Source organism: Brevibacillus fortis (assembly GCF_046196545.1).
Classification (GTDB): domain Bacteria; phylum Bacillota; class Bacilli; order Brevibacillales; family Brevibacillaceae; genus Brevibacillus; species Brevibacillus fortis_A.
Genome location: NZ_CP176370.1, coordinates 1179236 through 1196849, shown reverse-complemented (window position 1 = coordinate 1196849; position 17614 = coordinate 1179236). Strand labels below are relative to the sequence as shown.

Here is a 17614-nt window from a genome sequence, read left to right as displayed (position 1 = left end):
GGGAGCAGCTTAAAAGCCACCCCCCTTTATTTCCCGGAAAATGTTAGGACAGTCGTCCCATCAAGCTCTCCATACGTTCCAGCGCCTTCTTCAACTGCTCGATCGATGTTGCATAAGAACAACGGATGTGCCCCTGTCCACTTTCGCCGAACACATCTCCAGGTACGACAGCTACCTTTTCCTCCATCAGCAGCTTTTCCGCAAACTCAGAAGAGCTGAGACCTGTAGACGTCACAGACGGGAATGCGTAGAATGCGCCGTCCGGTTCGTGGCAAGTCAATCCGATTTGACGGAATCCATCTACCACATAATTGCGGCGCTGACGGTAGCTCTCGATCATTCGTTCCATATCAGAACGTCCATGACGCAGGGCCTCCAATGCAGCCATCTGGGCCATTGTCGGTGCACACAGCATGGTGTACTGGTGGATTTTCAGCATGCCTGCGAGCAAATCAGGCGACGCGCAGACATACCCCAGACGCCAGCCGGTCATCGCAAACGCTTTGGAAAAACCGGAGATCAGGATCGTCCGATCTTTCATCCCTGGCAGAGCTGCGATACTATCGTGCATTCGCCCGTAAGTAAGCTCCGCATAAATCTCATCGGAGATCACCATGAGGTCGTGCTTTTCAATGATCGGCAAAAGTGTTTTCCACTCTTCAGCCGTCATAGTCCCCCCGGTCGGGTTATTTGGATAGCAGAAAATGATTGCTTTTGTACGCGCGGTGATGTGCGACTCCAGCTCTTGCGGTGTCAGCTTGAACTGGTTTTCCATCGTTGTTTTCAGGAAAACCGGCACCCCTCCAGCCAAGCGAATGACTGGTTCATAAGAGACATAGCAAGGCTCCACGACCAATACTTCATCACCCGGATCGAGAATGGCACGCAGTGCGATATCAATCGCTTCGCTGGCACCAACCGTCACGAGAATTTCTGTCTCTGGATGATAGCTGACAGAAAATCGTTCTTCCAAGTATTTCTGAATTTCCACGCGCAATGGTAGCATACCTGCATTGGATGTATAAGCTGTGTGTCCACGCTCCAGCGAAGAAATCGAAGCTTCTCTCATGCGCCAAGGAGTGACGAAATCAGGCTCCCCTACACCTAAGGAAATGACTCCCTCCATCGATGCTGCCAAATCGAAAAAGCGACGAATGCCTGATGGCTTCAACGATTGAACTGTATTGGATAAACGGTTTTTGACTTTGACTTGTGTACTCACGGCGTAACCACCATCCTGTGATCTTCGTCACGATCTTCCAGCTCAATGCCATCGTGCTTGTATCGTTTCAAAATAAAGTGTGTAGCTGTTGAGACAACCGAATCGAGAGTGGACAGCTTTTGCGAAACAAAAGTGGCTACTTCTTTCATCGTTTTGCCTTCCAAAATAATCGACAAGTCATAGCTTGCACCAGACATCAAGTAAACAGCCTTCACTTCTGGGAAACGGCAGATTCGCTCCGCCACTTCATCAAAGCCAACGTCGCGCTTCGGCGTCACTTTCACATCAATCATGGCGTTCACGTACGGATGATCATCCACACGCTCCCAGTTCACCAGCGCTGGATATTTGACAATGACCTTCTCGGCTTCTAATGCTGCAATCGTCTGTTCAACAACCTCGGTCGGCTCCCCGATCATTTTTCCGATTTGCTCAGCGCTCATGCGACTGTCTTCTTCCAACAGGTGCAACAGCTCTCTTTGCTTCAAGCGATCCATGCCCCACCACTCCAGTTTTCTCTTTATTTTTGTACATAAGTCCGTGTTCAAGTAGTCGACTTTTTGAACGACGGCATAATGCAAAAAGCCTCAGCAACCAGACTCATGATTTCCATGAATCGGTTGCTGAGGCGAAGGTATCGCGGTACCACTCAGCTTTTTTGCCTCTCTCACAAAAGGCAAACTCGTGCTGTCTACGTAGACATTCGCCCCATAACGTGGGCCATCCGCTGCTTTCTACTTGGCATTTTCAAAAGCAGAGCTCCAAGGTGGCTTTCAAAAAGAGTTCGCGGCTGCCCTCTCAGCTAACAGGCAACTCTCTGGACGTCAAAATCCCTTTTTTACTTTCCTTTTCACGGCTGTGTTGGTTGTTTTATTGAATGTCTCAGATTATAAATGACGTTTTCTCTCATTGTCAACCGACAACTTCTGTCTTCTGGACCTCTTTCGATCCGTTAGGCAACCAGACACGAAACACAGTCCCTGTTCCCAAGCTGCTTTGTACGTCAATTTTTCCCCGATGATTTTCTACGATGGATTGGGTGATCGACAGCCCCAAGCCAGCTCCTCCGCTTTTGCGTGCCCGTGAGGATTCAATCCGGTAGAAACGGTCGAATACATGCGGGACATGCTCTGGTGCGATTCCAGCCCCATTATCTCTGATCGTCAGTTCGATCCCATTGGAAATCTTGCCCAATGTAAGCTCGACCTCACCGTTGACAGGGTCAGTATGCTGCACCGCATTTTGAAACAAATTGAGAATGACTTGTTTCATTCCGTCACAGTCGAAAGTAGCCGTAACATTCGGTTCTATGTGGAAATGAACGTTTCGGTCACCCGCCAGGACCATGAGCTGCGATTCCATACTGTGCACGACCGCGTCCAACTGACCTTCTTGCAAAAGGAAAGCCGGTTCCCGATCCATCCGAGCTAGGTACAGCAAATCGTTGACGAGTTTGTTCAGCCGCTCTGTCTCGCCGTACATGCTTTTCAATGCCTTCTGCAAATGTTCGGGATTTGCCGCAGCACCTCGCAGCAGCACCTCCAAAAAACCGTGGATGGATGTCAGCGGTGTTCGCAACTCGTGTGAAGCATCTGCTACAAAGCGTCGCATCCGTTCTCCAGCTTCTTGCTCGATTTTAAAGGAGGTTTCCAACCGCTCCAGCATTCCGTTAAAGACCGCCGATAATTGATCAATCTCCATTTGGCCTTGATCCATCGGCAGTCGCTCATCTAAATTACCCGCATTGATCCGCTCAACTGTAACCTCAATACGCGAAAGGGGGTTCAGCGTACGGCGGAGCACAGGCACATAGGTTAACAAGCCAATGAGCAAGGCGAGTGCAGATGCAGAGAAGAAAATGATCAACTGTGGAAATAGCACTTCCCGCATCGAGCCGACAGGTGTACTCAGTTGTACGATTCCTTGCAGCTGTTCAGGTGATTTGATAGGTGCCAGCACGACCAAATAATCCTTCCCAGTGCTACCTTCCAAAATTTTGTATTTAAAAGTGCATACGCCACTAGCTAAGATCTCGCGGTATAGACTCTCAGGAAAGCGCGGGGAATACCCTTCGCTCGGATTCGCAAACAGCTCCGTCACGTTGGCGTCGTTGTCAATAAAGGCATACTTGATATCGGGTGTACGCAAGGAAAGCAACGCGCTGACATACTGATCGTTTTTCGGGAGCGTTTCCGTGTCTTCCAAGACCTGATAAGGAACGGTAACTGCCAGATTTAACAGGCTTTCCGCTTTGCTGCGATACAAGAACTGCTCCATCAATAAATATTGAATCATGCCGATTAGAAGCAGCAACCCGGATAAGATAAATAACGAACGAGACAACAGTTGATAACGTAAAGAGTTCGGTTCTAGGAAGGAGGCCCATTGATTGTTTCGATTCATCGTCATACAAAATCAACCCGATAGCCCGCACCGCGCAATGTGCGAATAATTCGATGCTGACGATCGTTCAGTTTGTCACGCAGGGAGCGGATATACACCTCGACAATGTTCTCCTCCCCACCGAAATCATAGCCCCACACGTTATCCAGAATCATGGGTTTACTCAACACCAATCCGTGATTCGTCACCAAATATTTCAGCAAAGAGTATTCCGTTGGCGATAGCTCCAGAAGCGTGTCCTCGTAGCTAATCTCCTTTCGCCTGTCATCGATTTGGAAGGGGCCGAGATGTACCTTGGAGAGTAGATGTGGGTAATGATTGCGAATGCGCGCATGGATACGGGCAAGCAGCTCCTCAAAGCTAAACGGCTTGATCATATAATCATCGGCACCGAGCGTCAGCCCTTTTACCCGATCCTCCACGTCTTCTCTGGCTGTCAGCATGATCGTTGCTACATTCTGTATCTTTTTCAGCATCCGGCATACCTCGAAGCCGTCCATGCCTGGCATCATCACATCGAGAATGACGACATGGGGCTGATGCTCCTTCACCATGGTCACCGCGGTCATCCCATCTTGTGCCGTCAATACTTGGAAGCCTTCATTTTCAAGACCCATCTCCAAAAATTGCAGGATGGTCGGTTCATCATCGACAAGCAATATTTTAATGCCTTTGTTTAGGCTCATTTCTTTCACCTCATCTCCATTTTACCTGAACAGGCCAAGAGTAGCTGAAAGTTTGCTGAATATGCCCTGAGTACGAGCTGAAAGCTTTTTGCAGAATAATAAACCAAAAAATGTAAATCAAACATAAAATACGTTGATAATTCTCTTGCCATTGCACTTTCAACAAACTTTCAGCCAGCTTTCAAGCCCCACTCAGCTTCCTCTCTCATAATGATCCCTGCGTAGTCAAATACATACGACTCAAGCCTGAACACTTCAAATACATGGAGGTTATACAAAAATGAAAAAGAATTCGGTTATCCTGACAGCTTCAGTTGCCACGCTCGTGGTCGGTATCGGAGGCTACATGCTCTATGACTATTTCGTGGGAAACCATGTGGAGATTCAGCCTGCAGCTGCAGTAACAACAGCCTCATCTACCGCTTCATCAACGGCTCTGACAGCAGATCAACTGAATAAAAAATGGAAGATCAATGACCAGTCCAAAGTCTATTTCTCCGTTACTACGTCGAAAGAAACAGTAAACTTTGAAATGGACGGCATTACTGGTAGCTGGGACGTGAACCTCTCTGCACCAGATCAAATGAAAGCAACGGCTTCCGCTGACTTGAATCAGCTAAACTCCGGTAATGAAAAGCGCGACACCCATATCAAATCTCCTGATTACTTTGATACGGCCGTGCATCCAGCTGCTACCTTTGAAGCGAAATCTTTTGAGAACTGGCCAACCACATGGACAGAAGGACAAAAGGCTTCGTTCACCATCAATGGCGTCCTGACTGTAAAAGGAATTGCCAAAGACGTGAAAATTAATGCTGACGCGATTTATTCCCAAGGCAAGCTGCAATTGGAAGGAACGTCCGTCGTAACGTTTGGTGACTTCGGATTGACCAGCCCTCATACGATCGTAGCCAAAACGGAAGAAAACATTAACATTACATTGCGACTCGCGCTGGATGCTGTTTAATCAGTCGCTTTTCGCAGGAATTGCTTCGAGAGACGTCTGACATTCACAGACGTCTTTTTTCACAGTTTTTTACATTGTAATATTGACATTGTTAAAACGATATCATAATATAAGAGCATGATAACAGATTCGAGCAAACGGAAAGGATGATCTTGTGAGTACGTCTCCCCTTCGAGCCAAACGCATCCACTTTCGGACCAAAAAGTACCGCTCACCGGATGGACTTCCAACAGATATTTGCCTCTTTACGATCCTTTCCATCCCGCGTCAAACAAAAACCAAATCGCTGCCACTCAAGCAATTGGCCGTTCTTCTAATCAAGCGAAAAAGCGATACCTTTGGAGAACAATGGGCCTTGCCTGGCGGATTTTCCCATGAATCGGAGACACTGGACGAATGCGCCTATCGTGAGTTGAAAGAAGAGACGAATATTGACCGCGATGTACACATCGAGCAGTTGAAGACGTACTACAAGCCGGGAAGAGACCCACGTGGTTGGATCCCGAGTGTTGCCTACGTCTCCCTCGTTCATGAAGATTTATTGAAGCACGCACAGGCAAACGACGATGCATCGGACGCGCAACTGTTTCCGATTGAAGAAGCTTTTGCTCTCAACCTTGCTTTTGATCATCGTGAAATTTTGACTGACGCCTTACAGCGAATTCGTGAGCAGATGCTGCAAACAACTATCGCCAAAGCGTTTTTGCCAGATGAGTTTACCTTGAGCGAACTGCTGCAAGTGATCGAGACCGTCGTTCCATCCTTTTCGGCAAAAGATCGCGGCAATTTTGAGCGGCGCCTGCTTGCGACAACCAGACGGCAAGGACTTCTCGAGCCAGTTCTATCGGCTGACGGGCAGCCTGTCTACTCGACCGAGTTTTCGAATTCGCCAGCCAAGCTCTATCGCTTTACAGGCTTTACCCCGACTGCCATGATTTACTGAAAAAGTCCACATTCAGGAGGTTTTTGCCATGAAAGCTTTGATTGTGATCGACTACACGAATGATTTTGTCGCGCCAGATGGTGCATTAACTTGTGGAGAGCCTGGCCAGGCTATTGAAGGACGCATTGGAGAATTGATCCGCGACTTCCTCGCAGAAGGCGATTTTGTCGTCATGGCAGTCGACGCTCATCGAGAGCAGGACCCGTACCACCCTGAGACAGGACTTTACCCTCCGCACAACATTATCGGTACGGCTGGCCGGAATTTGTATGGCAGCATTCAAGACATTTACGAGGAATTCGAAGATACGATTCATTGGATGGATAAGACACGCTACAGTGCTTTCCAAGGCACCGACCTTGCCTTGTTGTTGCGTACGAGAGGTATTACAGAGATTCATCTGGTAGGTGTCTGCACAGACATTTGTGTGTTGCATACAGCAATTGAAGGCTTCTATAACGGCTTTTCTGTCGTCATCCACGAGGATGCAGTAGCGAGCTTTCTTCCCGAAGGTCACAAATGGGCTCTCGGTCATTTTCAAAACCAGCTTGGCATGACTGTTCGAAAAAAATAACAGGCTCATGACGATAGGAGGCAATTTTTATGCGAATCGGCATTTATGGCAGCAGCTTTGATCCCATAACGTACAGCCATTTGTTCACGGCTGCGACCGTCGCTCACCGAAGACGATTGGACAAAGTCATTTTCGTACCATGCTCTTCGAAGCGTCATGATAAAAAATTGCAGACAGAGGACGTCCATCGCTTGCACATGCTCAAACTGGCTTTGGCAAGCAGTACACACAAAACAAACAAGTATGGCGAACCACTTTTCGAAATTTCTACAGTCGAGTTGGATGCCTTGCCAGGTGAAACCTATACGTATGATACGATGATACACATGAAAAAGAAGTATCCGAACGACGAGCTCTTTTTCATCATGGGCTCGGATTTGTTAGAGGGACTGTCGAACTGGGGCAACGCTGAAAAGCTGGTCGCAGGCTTCAACTTCATCGTGATGTCGCGCGAAGGCTACCCGACCGCTGACCTGATCGCAGAGGACGCGCTGCTGCGCAATCACGACGAGCATTTTCTCATTATGAGCAAGGGCATCAACATGGGAATCAGCTCTACCTACATCCGAGACGAAATCCGCAAGGGCGGCGATCCCAGCTTCCTGTTGCCGGATGCTTGCCTTCAGTACATTTATGAAAAGGGAATCTACAAAGAGCCCTACGTATAAATCCAAAAAGAAAAACAGCCGAACCTGTGAAGTGTCGGCTGTTTTTTGTCGTCTCCATCAACGATTGAGAGTATTGGCAATGACAGGCTTTTGTATCTTTTTCTGATAGTTCACCAAGTAAATACTGCACACGATCAATACCAGACCGGCGATGAGCGAATACGTAACCGGCTCGTCCATGAAAATGGTGCCAGTGACGACTGCGATGAGCGGCACGAGAAACGTAAAGGCGGCCACCTTGCTCGCTTCGCCTGCATTCACGAGCCCAAAGTAAATGACAATAGCAATCGGCACGCCAAATGTAGCGCCATAGCTGAGACCGATCAGATACGGAACATTCCAGACAATGTCGGACCAACTTTCTACACCTGTCCCCAAAAGAGTTAAGGCCGCGCCACCAATAATGCATTGCATGGCAACCATCCACAGCGAATCTACCTTGGCACTGACTTTTTTCACATAGATCACGCCCAGCGCCCACGTAAGAGCCGTCAACAAACCTAAAATGACGCCCACGATGGAAACCTGTCCAGTCAGTCCATCTGCACTGACCGCAAGTATCCCGAGGAATCCCATGATCAGCCCAATGATCTTGAGCACCGTCATATTCTCACCCAGCCACAACCAGGCAAAGAGTCCAATCAAGATTGGCTGGAAATAAACCAACACAGAGAATAATCCACCTGGCAAATACACGAGTCCAACCGTCTGAATGCCGTAAAAGCACAATGTATTCAGAAAGGCAGATATACAATAGCGCAACCAGTTTTCACGCCAGTTGATCTTTTTCCATTTCGGTAAAATGAATAAAGCGAGCAGAAGTCCGCCAATCAGCGAACGCATTCCTGCGAATAAAATCGGTGGAGTATAGGCGAGTGACATTTTGTAAATCGACCAGCTTAATCCCCACATCAACACCAAACTTGCAATAGCGACTACCGTCCTACTCGAAAACTTTCCCACGAGGGGCCTCCCTTTCTAGCTGCACAGTTGCTCTTATGTTTTTGTCCGCCTCTTATAGTACCACACAAAAGAAGAAGCCGGATGTTCTCACCCGGCTTTGCTTCCTGCCATATTATTGCTGCTCTTGACGCAAAAACTGGTCGAAAGCATCTGTCGGAAGCGGCTTGCTGAACAGATAGCCTTGACCGTGGTCGCAGCCATTTTCCTTCAAAGCCGCTACTTGATCATGCAGCTCAATTCCCTCTGCGATGACATTCATGTTGAGGCTTTGCGCGATCGTGACAATTGCTTTTACAATCGCTTGACTCTCTTGGTTGTGATGAATGTCGCGAATAAATGAGGCGTCAATTTTGATCGTATCGACTGGCAAGCTTTTAATATAACTAAACGAGCTATAGCCTGTCCCAAAATCATCAATCGAAATTTGGATGCCGATGTCCCGAATCTGTTGCAGGACTGCTGTTGCCTCTTCCATTTTGACAAAAATACTCTCCGTAATCTCAAGCTCCAGCCAATCAGGAGACAGATTTGTTTCCTGAAGAATATCCTTGATCATCTCAACCAGATCTTTTTGATAGATCTGTCTCGCTGACAAATTCACAGAGACCTTCAGCGTATATCCTTGATCGTGCCAGATTTTATTTTGTTTGCACGCTTGTTTCAAAATCCATTCACCGAGTGCCAGAATCATCCCTGTCTCCTCAGCGATTGGAATAAAACGATTCGGCGGAATGATGCCCAGCTCTGGATGCACCCATCTGACGAGCGCCTCCATGCCTGTCATCGCGCTTGTCGCGATATCGATTTTAGGCTGGTAGTAGATTTGGAACTGCTCTTGTTCAATGGCTTTCCGCATCTCATTTTCCATCAAAATGCGCTCCAGCGACTTCGCCTCCATCGTCGGATCGAAAAAATCATAGCCATTCTTCCCGCGTGATTTCACTGTATATAATGCCGTATCGGCCCGTTTCAACAAATCTTCGGGGTTGTCCCCATCCTGCGGGTACAAGGCGATGCCGATGCTGCACGACACGTTGAACACATGACCATCCAATTCAAACGGCCGTTGCAGCTGATTCATGATCTGCTCTGCCAATGCAGTCGCTTCACTTCGATCTTGCAGCTGATTCTGCATAATCGTAAATTCGTCTCCACCCAACCTGGCCACGACATCTCCTGGCTTGAGGCATGCCTGTAGACGCTTTGATGCTTCGATCAGTAACATATCCCCTACGTCATGTCCGAACGAATCGTTCACATCCTTGAAGCGATCCATGTCCAAAAACAGCACAGCCAGATTCGATTGGAAACGCTTGGCCTGCATCATTTCCTTGCTGAGCTGTTGAACATACATCCGTCGATTCGGCAGGTCTGTCAACGCATCGTGATAAGCCAAGTGATGAATCGTCTCTTCGGACTGCTTCCGGTCTGTGACGTCACGGGTAACGAGGAGCAGCTTGGTCACATTTCCTTCTTCATCCGTGATCGGATTGATTTTGCTTTCTGTCCAAATAACATCGTTTCTTTGAGTATTAATCCGGCATTCTACCATGTACTCTTTACGCGTAGAGAAGGCATGCTGAATCGCATAAGCAAAAATATCTCGGTCATCCTCTACGATCCACTCGAACAGGTTATGGATTTCCTCATCAGGAACGGTATGCTCCCACACATGCTTGTGAGACGGGGACAAATAGAGAAAATCCCCATCCAGGTTGATGATGCTGATGATATCCGACGTGTTTTCCGCGATGATGCGATACTTTTCTTCACTCCGCTTGAGCTCGTCTTCCATCTGCTTGCGAGCTGTGATGTCACTGCGAATGGAAAGGTACTGATAGATTTCGCCCGCTTGATTCTTAAAGGGCACGATGGTTGTATCGACCCAATAATAGCTGCCATCTTTTGCGCGATTGCGAATTTCCCCCCGCCAGACCTGGCCAGATCGAATACAGGACCACATTTCTTTAAAAAAGCCTTTCGGATGGTAACCCGAATTAAGAATACGATGGTCCTTTCCAATCAATTCGCTTCGTTCGTATTTCGATATGCGGCAAAATTGCTCATTTGCCCGCAAAATAATCCCCTTATGGTCTGTAATTGCCAAGATCGTGGATTGGTCCAAAGCGTATTTGACATCTGCCAGCTCATTCACAACCATGTTCAGCTCACCATCTTTTTCACGTAGTAGCCCTGCCCAATCTTGGGGTGTCAGTGAAGATATCATTTGGTTTTTCATTTCCATCACCTGCTTTGGATACAGTCAAAAAAAATGATCCTTACAGAAGGATCGTAACGTTCTGAATACAAGTTCGTTCCATTTTACCATGTTTTTCCGAAAGATCAACGAGAACAGCTCCGGTAGAACCAACATTTTTGCAAACTTCTTGGGGTGTTCATGCGAAAAAAATGAACCAGTGCACGTAGCCTGGCTCACTTTTTTCTTCCCTTACAAGCGGGCAAGAATACTGCGATTGAGGTCTGCGACAGAATTGCTGCCAGACAGCGCCATCGCGACGTCAAATTCATGGATGAGTGTATCTAACACACTCGCTACGCCTTGCTCTCCGGCAACAGCCAGTCCATACAGGAATGGGCGACCAATCAGGATGGCATTGGCACCTAAAGCAATTGCTTTCACGACATCTGCTCCTGTACGCACGCCACTGTCGAGCAAGACAGGTATTTTGCCAGCTACCACCTCGGCAATCGCTGGCAACGCATCCAGCGTAGAAATAGCGCCATCCATCTGCCGCCCACCGTGATTGGAGACGATGATTCCATCTACACCATGCTCTAAAGCAAGTCGCGCATCATCCGGATGCAAAATGCCTTTTACCAAAATCGGCAGACGAGTATGCTCACGCAAAAAGGCGATATCGTTCCAATTCAGCGCTGGATGATAAATATTTTTCAACACTTCCTCCACTGCATTCTCCGGCGTTACCTCGGGGAGTCGCGAGCAAAAAACAGGGTCTGTCAAGTAATTCGCCAGTCCTCTTCCTTCACGCAGTGGCGAATACCCGTTGCGGAAGTCTCTGCGCTTCCACCCCAGCATGACGGTATCTACCGTCAGGACAATGGCAGAATATCCAGACTTTTCCGCTCGTCTGACCATGCTAGCAGAAACCTCTCGATCATTCGACCAATAGAGCTGGAACCAGCGATAGGCATCGCCCATCACTTCGGCAATCTGTTCAAGCGAATGAGCGGAAACCGTACTGGCTACGAACGGCACTCCAGCTGCTGCTGCTGCCTTGGCAGACGCCAACTCCCCGTCGGGATGTGAAATCGTCTGCATGCCTACAGGTGCCAAAAAGATCGGTGTGCGCAACGCTTGATTGTACATTGAAATACCAAGGGTGCGATTCGTCACATCCCGCATCATCCGTGGAATAATTGCCCAACGGGAAAAAGCTGTCCGGTTTTCTACCAGTGTTTCCTCTGCCCCTGATCCCCCGGCAACGTAATCAAATGGTCCATCCGGCAAAACCTCTCGCGCCCTTTTCTCCCAATCCTCAATGGAAATCGGCAGTGCCTGCGTGCCCTTGTTCACACGGGTAAATAAGAGTGATTCCTCATTTGTTTTCGTCATCTGGTTTGCTTCCTTTCTGTGATCGTCTTTCATCTTTTTTATCTCAATTCTCATAAATTCGCAATAGTCTTAATCTCAATTCTATTATCGAGCTTGTCCACTTTCACACACGCCTTTTTCAAGGCTACTTTTTCTTTTTGCCTTTTCGGGCTGCGCGACGGACCCGTTTCTTTGGCTTCACTGTCTTCATCGTCTTCATTCCAGCGACTCCTGAACCCACCCATGTATTGGTTTGGCTATGTTCATTGATGACCTTCACGACGTTGCCACTATTGTTTCCACCCGAACCGGAAAACGCTTTGGTTACGCTTTTCGGAGAGTTGTTTGCCGTATCGCCAAAGTTGATATTCCCGACATTATTGGTAATGGTCACCGTGCCCACAAAAGTCGGCAAAACTCCTCCCTCCCCGTTGCGAAATAGCTTATTCCCATCATATTCGAACGGTTTTGCGCCCGCTTGGACGATGGTTGAGGGCATTTGTCCGATGTGGTCTTGCCAAAAAAAATCTCCCCGAGTAGATAATTCTACGCGAGGAGAAAGACCTTTTTTTATTGCGCGGTATATCCGCCGTCGACCAGCAGGCTCGTCCCTGTGACGAAGGAAGCATCGTCGCTGGCAAGGAACAGAACAGCCTTGGCGACTTCTTCTGGTTTACCCAAACGTCCCATCGGATGCAACCCGATCAGGTGCTCATTTAAGGCTTCATTGCGCCCAGCAATCAGGGGTGTATCAATGTAACCCGGGCAGACCGCATTTACGCGAATCCCTTCCTTTGCATACGTAAGTCCCAATGTCTGGGTCAGGAGCTTCACGCCGCCTTTTGCAGATGAGTATGCCGTTACGCCTGCTTTCCCCGCATGGCTATGGATCGAGCCGCAGTTGACGATCGCGCCGCCAGTCCCTTGCGCCAGCATTTGCTCGATGACGTATTTATCGCACAAGAACACGCCGGTCAGATTGATATCAATCGTTCTTTGCCAGTCATCCATGCTCAACAGATGACCAGGTGCGTCTTTCGCGATACCCGCATTGGCAAACAAAATGTCTACCTTTCCGTACTTTTCTACAGTGGCGCTCACCATGTTTTTCACTTCGTCTTCTTTCGTTACGTCCGTTTTCACGAACAACGCATCGAAGCCTGCTTGATTCAGCTCTTCCGCCAATTCATGTCCACGTGGGGAAAAATCAGCAATTACTACTTTCGCCCCTTCTTTTGCGAAGAGACGGACGGTCGTTTCCCCGATTCCACTTGCTCCACCTGTTACGATCGCTACTTTATGTTCCAATCTCATGGATAACTCCTCCTATTTTCGAAAATGGTATTCATACCGTTTTATCTCGCTGTTGCGCCGCCATCGATGACGAATTCCGCCCCTGTGACATGGGAAGACTCGTCAGAAGCGAGGAACAGCACCATATTAGCTACATCCTCGACAGTACCAAGTCGACCTGTTGGAGTGGCTTGTGCCAACTCAGCTTTGGAATGCTTTGTCGTTTCCGAAGCATAGGACACCATGTTTGTATCGATATAGCCAGGGTGAATCGAGTTCACACGCACACCGTGTGCCGCATACTCCATGGCTGCATCCTTAGACATGATGCGAACCGCTCCTTTGCTCGCTCCGTACAAGACGTGACCCGGCGCACCAAATAGCCCTGCGATGGAAGAAGCATTAATGACAGAACCACCTTGTTGTTTTGCCATGAGTGGCATCACATGTTTCATTCCCAAAAAGACCCCGGTTACGTTAATCGCCATGAGACGATTCCATTCCTCTACGGTAATCTCCGCCAACGGTTTAATGATATAAATGCCTGCATTGTTGAACAGGATATCTACTTTCTCGTATTGTTCTACGGTGGTTGCCACTACTTGCTGCCATTGCTCTTCACGGCTTACATCATGCGCAATCGCGATGGCTTCTCCACCTGCATCCTTGATTTCCGCTACCGTCTGAGAGGCACTGTCCAGATTAATATCGGTAACGACTACTTTCGCACCTTCCTTGGCAAAGCGGATCGCCGTTGTTTTCCCAATCCCTGTTCCTCCACCGGTAATAATCGCTACTTTTCCTTCGAGTCTTGCCATTGCAAACGCCTCCATTTCGCACGTCTTTTGTACCTGATCTCTTGCCTTGCTTTCATTATAGGACTCTTTTATTTTTAAAATATGTAAACATACTTACCCTTCCTTAAGTACGACTAAAGGATGTGATGTTACCAAATGCATCTGGAACAACTGGAATATATCGTAGAAATAGCGAAGGCAGGCTCCCTAACCAAAGCCGCTCAGAACAAGCATGTGACCCTCTCCGCCATCAGCCAATCGCTCTCTAGTCTGGAAGCAGAGCTGGGCGTTACTCTTTTTTCACGTTCGCGCCTTGGAACGGTACCGACCCCGGAAGGGCGCATCATCATCAAAAAAGCATTTGAAGCCTTGGGCAAGATTCAGGAAATATGGGAAGAAGCACAAAACTACACGAACACGTTGACGGGTGAGCTGAGACTCGCCACGATTCCTGGCCCCATGAATCTTCTGGTCGATGCCGTCGCGAGCTTTAAAAAAGATTATCCTTACATCCGTACCGAAATTGCAGAAAAAGGCACGCAGGAAATATTAGAGGACATTCTTCAGGACAAGCTGGACATTGGTCTGGTCATTATCCATGAGAACCTGCTCAAAAAGAGCGAGGGCCTCGGCTTGGTGTTCGAACAGTTGCTAGAGGGAAAAATGGTCGTAGGTGTAAGCAAAAACTCGCCACTTGCCTACCAGGATTCCGTCACACCCGAAGAGCTTCGCAAGCAATCCTTCGTCCTGTACAACGACGACTACGTCAAATGGTTCGTAGAGGATTTTGCCGCTACATACGGCCCTGTCGACATTTTATTTACGACGAACAACACAGACGCTCTTCGCAATGCAATCCGGCAAAATCTCTCCGTAACCATCGGATTGGACTACTCTTTTGTTCATGAACCTCATTTGCAAGACTCCGATTCAATCACTCTTGATTTGGATATTCCTTATCAACAACCTGTCTATTATGGGTGGGTGCGCTCGGAGGAACGGCATTATTCCCGTATTTCGATGAACTTTATCAATCGACTCCAATACGATTTAAAAAGCAAGAAATACCCACCCACTCCTTAGCAGAAAAAAGGCCGCCGCTTCGTTTTCGCGGACAGCCTTTTTCAAATCGTTCCTACTCCGAAGGTGCAAGGAAGGTTTGTTTATCGTTACCGTTGATGATCAGCGCTGATCTGGCCTTCACCACTTGCCCCTCGTACGTGAAATCTTGCTCAGAGAAGTTGGCGATCACTTGCAGATCATCCCCGTAGACTGCCTTCTGCACGAGCCTGTCTTCGGACAACACACGATAATCAGCCATCTCGTGCTGCACCGCTTTTTTGTGGAAGGGAGACCACACCTTCAAATAGTTCGTGATCAATTGTTGTTCAGCATCCCACATCTTTTTATCCAAATGATAGAGTGGCGGTACATTGTAAAGCAGCTCCTTGAGCATACGGGTGCCGACTTCACCCTTGATCTTCAGGCTGGCCCACTCCCAGTGATGGCTCGTGATCACCGTGTTATTGTACACCAGCTTGTACAGCGGCAATGAATACGCAGGATCAATGTATACATGGCGATACTCTTCCTTGATTGGAACCTGTTTGGTGTATCGTTCCGGAATCTCGCCCGCCGGGGACCAGTAGCCTCCTACATAATACGGGCTTTGCTTGTTTTTTCGCATGTCAGGATCTGCCCATTTGATGACAGGCGTCTCAATGCCATGAGCAAAGGCGATACTTCGGCTGGCGAAGTCATTTCCAGTCTCAGACCCAATGACCAGTTCCTTTTCATCGCGAATAAGGTCCATACGCGCGAGCTTCGCCCTCATATCCTCTGCCTCAGTCGTTGTGTGCTGTGGCGAATAATCATCGTTGAAATCTCCTGCTGCATCCACATCAATAAACCACGAGTTAAAAGCGACATCGTTACTCATGATTTCCTCCATGCGCTGTTTGACACTTGGCAGAGATAGGGTTGGATTCAGCAATCTACCCTGCTGGAGAAAACCAGCTTTTTTCTCTCCATTTTTCTTCGAGATTGTCGCATTCTCATACAAGCTCTTGTCCTTGAAAATAGCCGTGTTCCAATCTGGATTTTCTTCTTTATGAATGGAATGGTAGGAATCGTAGCTGGCGATCAAATAGCCTGTCTCATTCGCCTGTTGAATGAATGCTGGCTTCATGTAGGCAGCCGTCCAATCCGGCAAACCGATCCATGCTTGGTCAATTCCTGCCGCTTTCATTTCTTTCAAGAGATCAGTAGAATCGGCATTCCCCCACTGTTCCACAGGTGGAACGACATTCTGCAGCACACTTTTCAGCAGTCTTTTGTTCAAATCGTAAAGCTGTGATTCGGTCAACGAGCCGATCCCTTTTCCGATGAGTTCTTTTGCCTTTTCATCCACGTTCGTAAACACCTTCGGATTATACAACTCACAGGAACGCATAGCGTAGTTCAACCCGCTTAGGATCGCTTTCTTTTGATAATCCGCGACGTAATCCTGCTTCTGAATCTCGCGGAATTGCTGGATGCTCTCTTTTCCATCCTCACCATTGGAAGCCAAGATTTGCTCAAGTGCCCTGATGAAGTTCTCATTCAGTTTCGTTTTCAGTGCATTCCATTTCACATCATCGACCGATAGGAAGCTCTTGTTCCATAAGTAAAAATGCGGAGCGCCGTAAAGCTTTTCGATATTCGGATTGGCTTTGGCCTTTTCCGCCAGGGTCAGCAGTTCTCCCTGCTCCTTGACATATCGCTTGTAAACACCCGCTACGCTAACCGGATCATTGTCTGTGACATACAAGCGGAACCCGTAGGTCTTGTCCGGATTTATCGTAGGGAACTCATGCGAAAACGTAAACGCAATCGTCGGATCAACGGCAAAATCCACAGTGTTGTTAAACAAATTGTCCACGACGTACATCAGCGCATACTCGCTCTTGTTCACAGCAAAAAAGCGCATGGAAAAAGACTCAGCAAAGCTAAGACTCTCTTCTTTTAAAAATGACTGCCACTTGCTGTCATCCGCAGGAATCCATTTCCCCTCTCCCAAAGGCAACATGTAGCTTGATCCTTTTACTGTCGGCCAGGAAAAGCTCTCTGTTCCTGTGGAGATCAGGGTGATTTGCAAATGCTCCTCTTTCTTTTTGATCGAGACATCCAGCTGATCGTCTGGGTAGCTCCAGGTAATCTCTTGTTCACCTTTCTGTACATTCGTTACCTTTCGCGCAGGCATCGGCTCCGAAGCACTTTCCTTTACTCCGTCTCTCTCGACGAACACTTCGAAGGTCTCCGGCTTCACATCAAAAGTAAAATCTGCATACTGCTTCGTCTGCACCTGCTCGGTAGTCTTGTTGCTCTCACAACCAACGACGACTTGGAGCAGGAGAACAACTACCATGATGAAAATCGCTGTTCGTTTCATAAAAATCCCCCTAAATCGTTTCACTATGTATATCGCATCACGATGTACACATCCAAAAAAAATGACCAAAACCTTTGCCAAGGCCGCCTCACAG

16 protein-coding genes and 1 other annotated feature are annotated in these 17614 nt (G+C 48.0%); of the genes, 5 read left to right on the top strand and 11 right to left on the bottom strand.

Annotation, left to right across the window (positions count from 1 at the left end):
• Positions 1-43: 43 nt before the first annotated feature.
• From ACKKE8_RS06360 to ACKKE8_RS06345, 4 genes are all read right to left on the bottom strand, one after another.
• The gene (locus ACKKE8_RS06360) at positions 44-1222 is read right to left on the bottom strand and encodes an aminotransferase (protein WP_409177411.1); all 1179 of its coding nucleotides are present in this window, start codon (positions 1220-1222) and stop codon (positions 44-46) included.
• Positions 1219-1719, bottom strand: coding sequence for an Lrp/AsnC family transcriptional regulator (locus ACKKE8_RS06355; protein ID WP_007722565.1), 501 nt, complete (start codon positions 1717-1719; stop codon positions 1219-1221). Before ACKKE8_RS06355 ends, ACKKE8_RS06360 begins: the two co-directional genes overlap by 4 nt.
• Positions 1720-1843: 124 nt before the next feature.
• Positions 1844-2085, bottom strand: a binding site (T-box leader).
• Between the two features lie 49 nt (positions 2086-2134).
• The gene (locus tag ACKKE8_RS06350) at positions 2135-3631 is read right to left on the bottom strand and encodes a sensor histidine kinase (protein ID WP_409177410.1); all 1497 of its coding nucleotides are present in this window, start codon (positions 3629-3631) and stop codon (positions 2135-2137) included.
• The gene (locus tag ACKKE8_RS06345) at positions 3628-4311 is read right to left on the bottom strand and encodes a response regulator transcription factor (RefSeq protein ID WP_409177409.1); all 684 of its coding nucleotides are present in this window, start codon (positions 4309-4311) and stop codon (positions 3628-3630) included. Before ACKKE8_RS06345 ends, ACKKE8_RS06350 begins: the two co-directional genes overlap by 4 nt.
• Positions 4312-4591: 280 nt before the next feature.
• On the opposite strand from ACKKE8_RS06345, the gene ACKKE8_RS06340 reads away from it, so the two are divergent.
• The 4 genes from ACKKE8_RS06340 to nadD all read left to right on the top strand — a co-directional run bounded on the left by ACKKE8_RS06340 (position 4592) and on the right by nadD (position 7463).
• A complete protein-coding gene (locus ACKKE8_RS06340; RefSeq protein ID WP_409177408.1) occupies positions 4592-5278 on the top strand; it encodes a YceI family protein in 687 nt (228 codons plus the stop codon).
• A 154-nt stretch (positions 5279-5432) separates the two neighbouring features.
• Positions 5433-6221 (top strand): NUDIX hydrolase, encoded by a 789-nt coding sequence (locus ACKKE8_RS06335; RefSeq protein ID WP_409177407.1) that lies wholly within the window; start codon positions 5433-5435, stop codon positions 6219-6221.
• 28 nt (positions 6222-6249) lie between these two features.
• On the top strand, positions 6250-6795 hold the full coding sequence (locus ACKKE8_RS06330; protein ID WP_409177406.1) for a cysteine hydrolase family protein: 546 nt from the start codon (positions 6250-6252) through the stop codon (positions 6793-6795).
• A gap of 29 nt (positions 6796-6824) precedes the next feature.
• Positions 6825-7463 (top strand): nicotinate-nucleotide adenylyltransferase, encoded by a 639-nt coding sequence (gene nadD, locus ACKKE8_RS06325; protein WP_409177405.1) that lies wholly within the window; start codon positions 6825-6827, stop codon positions 7461-7463.
• Positions 7464-7520: 57 nt separating this feature from the next.
• Here the strand turns inward: nadD and ACKKE8_RS06320 are convergent, their stop codons facing one another.
• The 6 genes from ACKKE8_RS06320 to ACKKE8_RS06295 all read right to left on the bottom strand — a co-directional run bounded on the left by ACKKE8_RS06320 (position 7521) and on the right by ACKKE8_RS06295 (position 14111).
• Entirely contained in the window at positions 7521-8426 is a 906-nt protein-coding gene (locus ACKKE8_RS06320; RefSeq protein WP_409177404.1) for a DMT family transporter, read from the bottom strand.
• Positions 8427-8538: 112 nt separating this feature from the next.
• Positions 8539-10665 carry an EAL domain-containing protein gene (locus ACKKE8_RS06315; protein ID WP_409177403.1) on the bottom strand — a complete coding sequence of 709 codons (2127 nt, stop codon included), beginning with the start codon at positions 10663-10665 and terminating at the stop codon, positions 8539-8541.
• Between the two features lie 210 nt (positions 10666-10875).
• A complete protein-coding gene (locus ACKKE8_RS06310) occupies positions 10876-12021 on the bottom strand; it encodes an alpha-hydroxy-acid oxidizing protein (protein ID WP_409177402.1) in 1146 nt (381 codons plus the stop codon).
• A 124-nt stretch (positions 12022-12145) separates the two neighbouring features.
• Positions 12146-12415 (bottom strand): spore germination protein, encoded by a 270-nt coding sequence (locus tag ACKKE8_RS06305; RefSeq protein WP_409177401.1) that lies wholly within the window; start codon positions 12413-12415, stop codon positions 12146-12148.
• Between the two features lie 155 nt (positions 12416-12570).
• Positions 12571-13314, bottom strand: a complete 744-nt coding sequence (locus tag ACKKE8_RS06300; RefSeq protein ID WP_409177400.1) for an SDR family NAD(P)-dependent oxidoreductase — start codon at positions 13312-13314, stop codon at positions 12571-12573.
• 41 nt (positions 13315-13355) lie between these two features.
• On the bottom strand, positions 13356-14111 hold the full coding sequence (locus ACKKE8_RS06295) for an SDR family NAD(P)-dependent oxidoreductase (RefSeq protein ID WP_409177399.1): 756 nt from the start codon (positions 14109-14111) through the stop codon (positions 13356-13358).
• Positions 14112-14246: 135 nt separating this feature from the next.
• Between ACKKE8_RS06295 and ACKKE8_RS06290 the strand changes: the two genes are divergently transcribed.
• Positions 14247-15173, top strand: coding sequence for a LysR family transcriptional regulator (locus ACKKE8_RS06290; RefSeq protein ID WP_409177398.1), 927 nt, complete (start codon positions 14247-14249; stop codon positions 15171-15173).
• A gap of 52 nt (positions 15174-15225) precedes the next feature.
• Here the strand turns inward: ACKKE8_RS06290 and ACKKE8_RS06285 are convergent, their stop codons facing one another.
• Complete coding sequence (locus ACKKE8_RS06285; protein WP_409177397.1) at positions 15226-17520, bottom strand: glycoside hydrolase; 2295 nt, start codon at positions 17518-17520, stop codon at positions 15226-15228.
• Between the last annotated feature and the right edge of the window lie 94 nt (positions 17521-17614).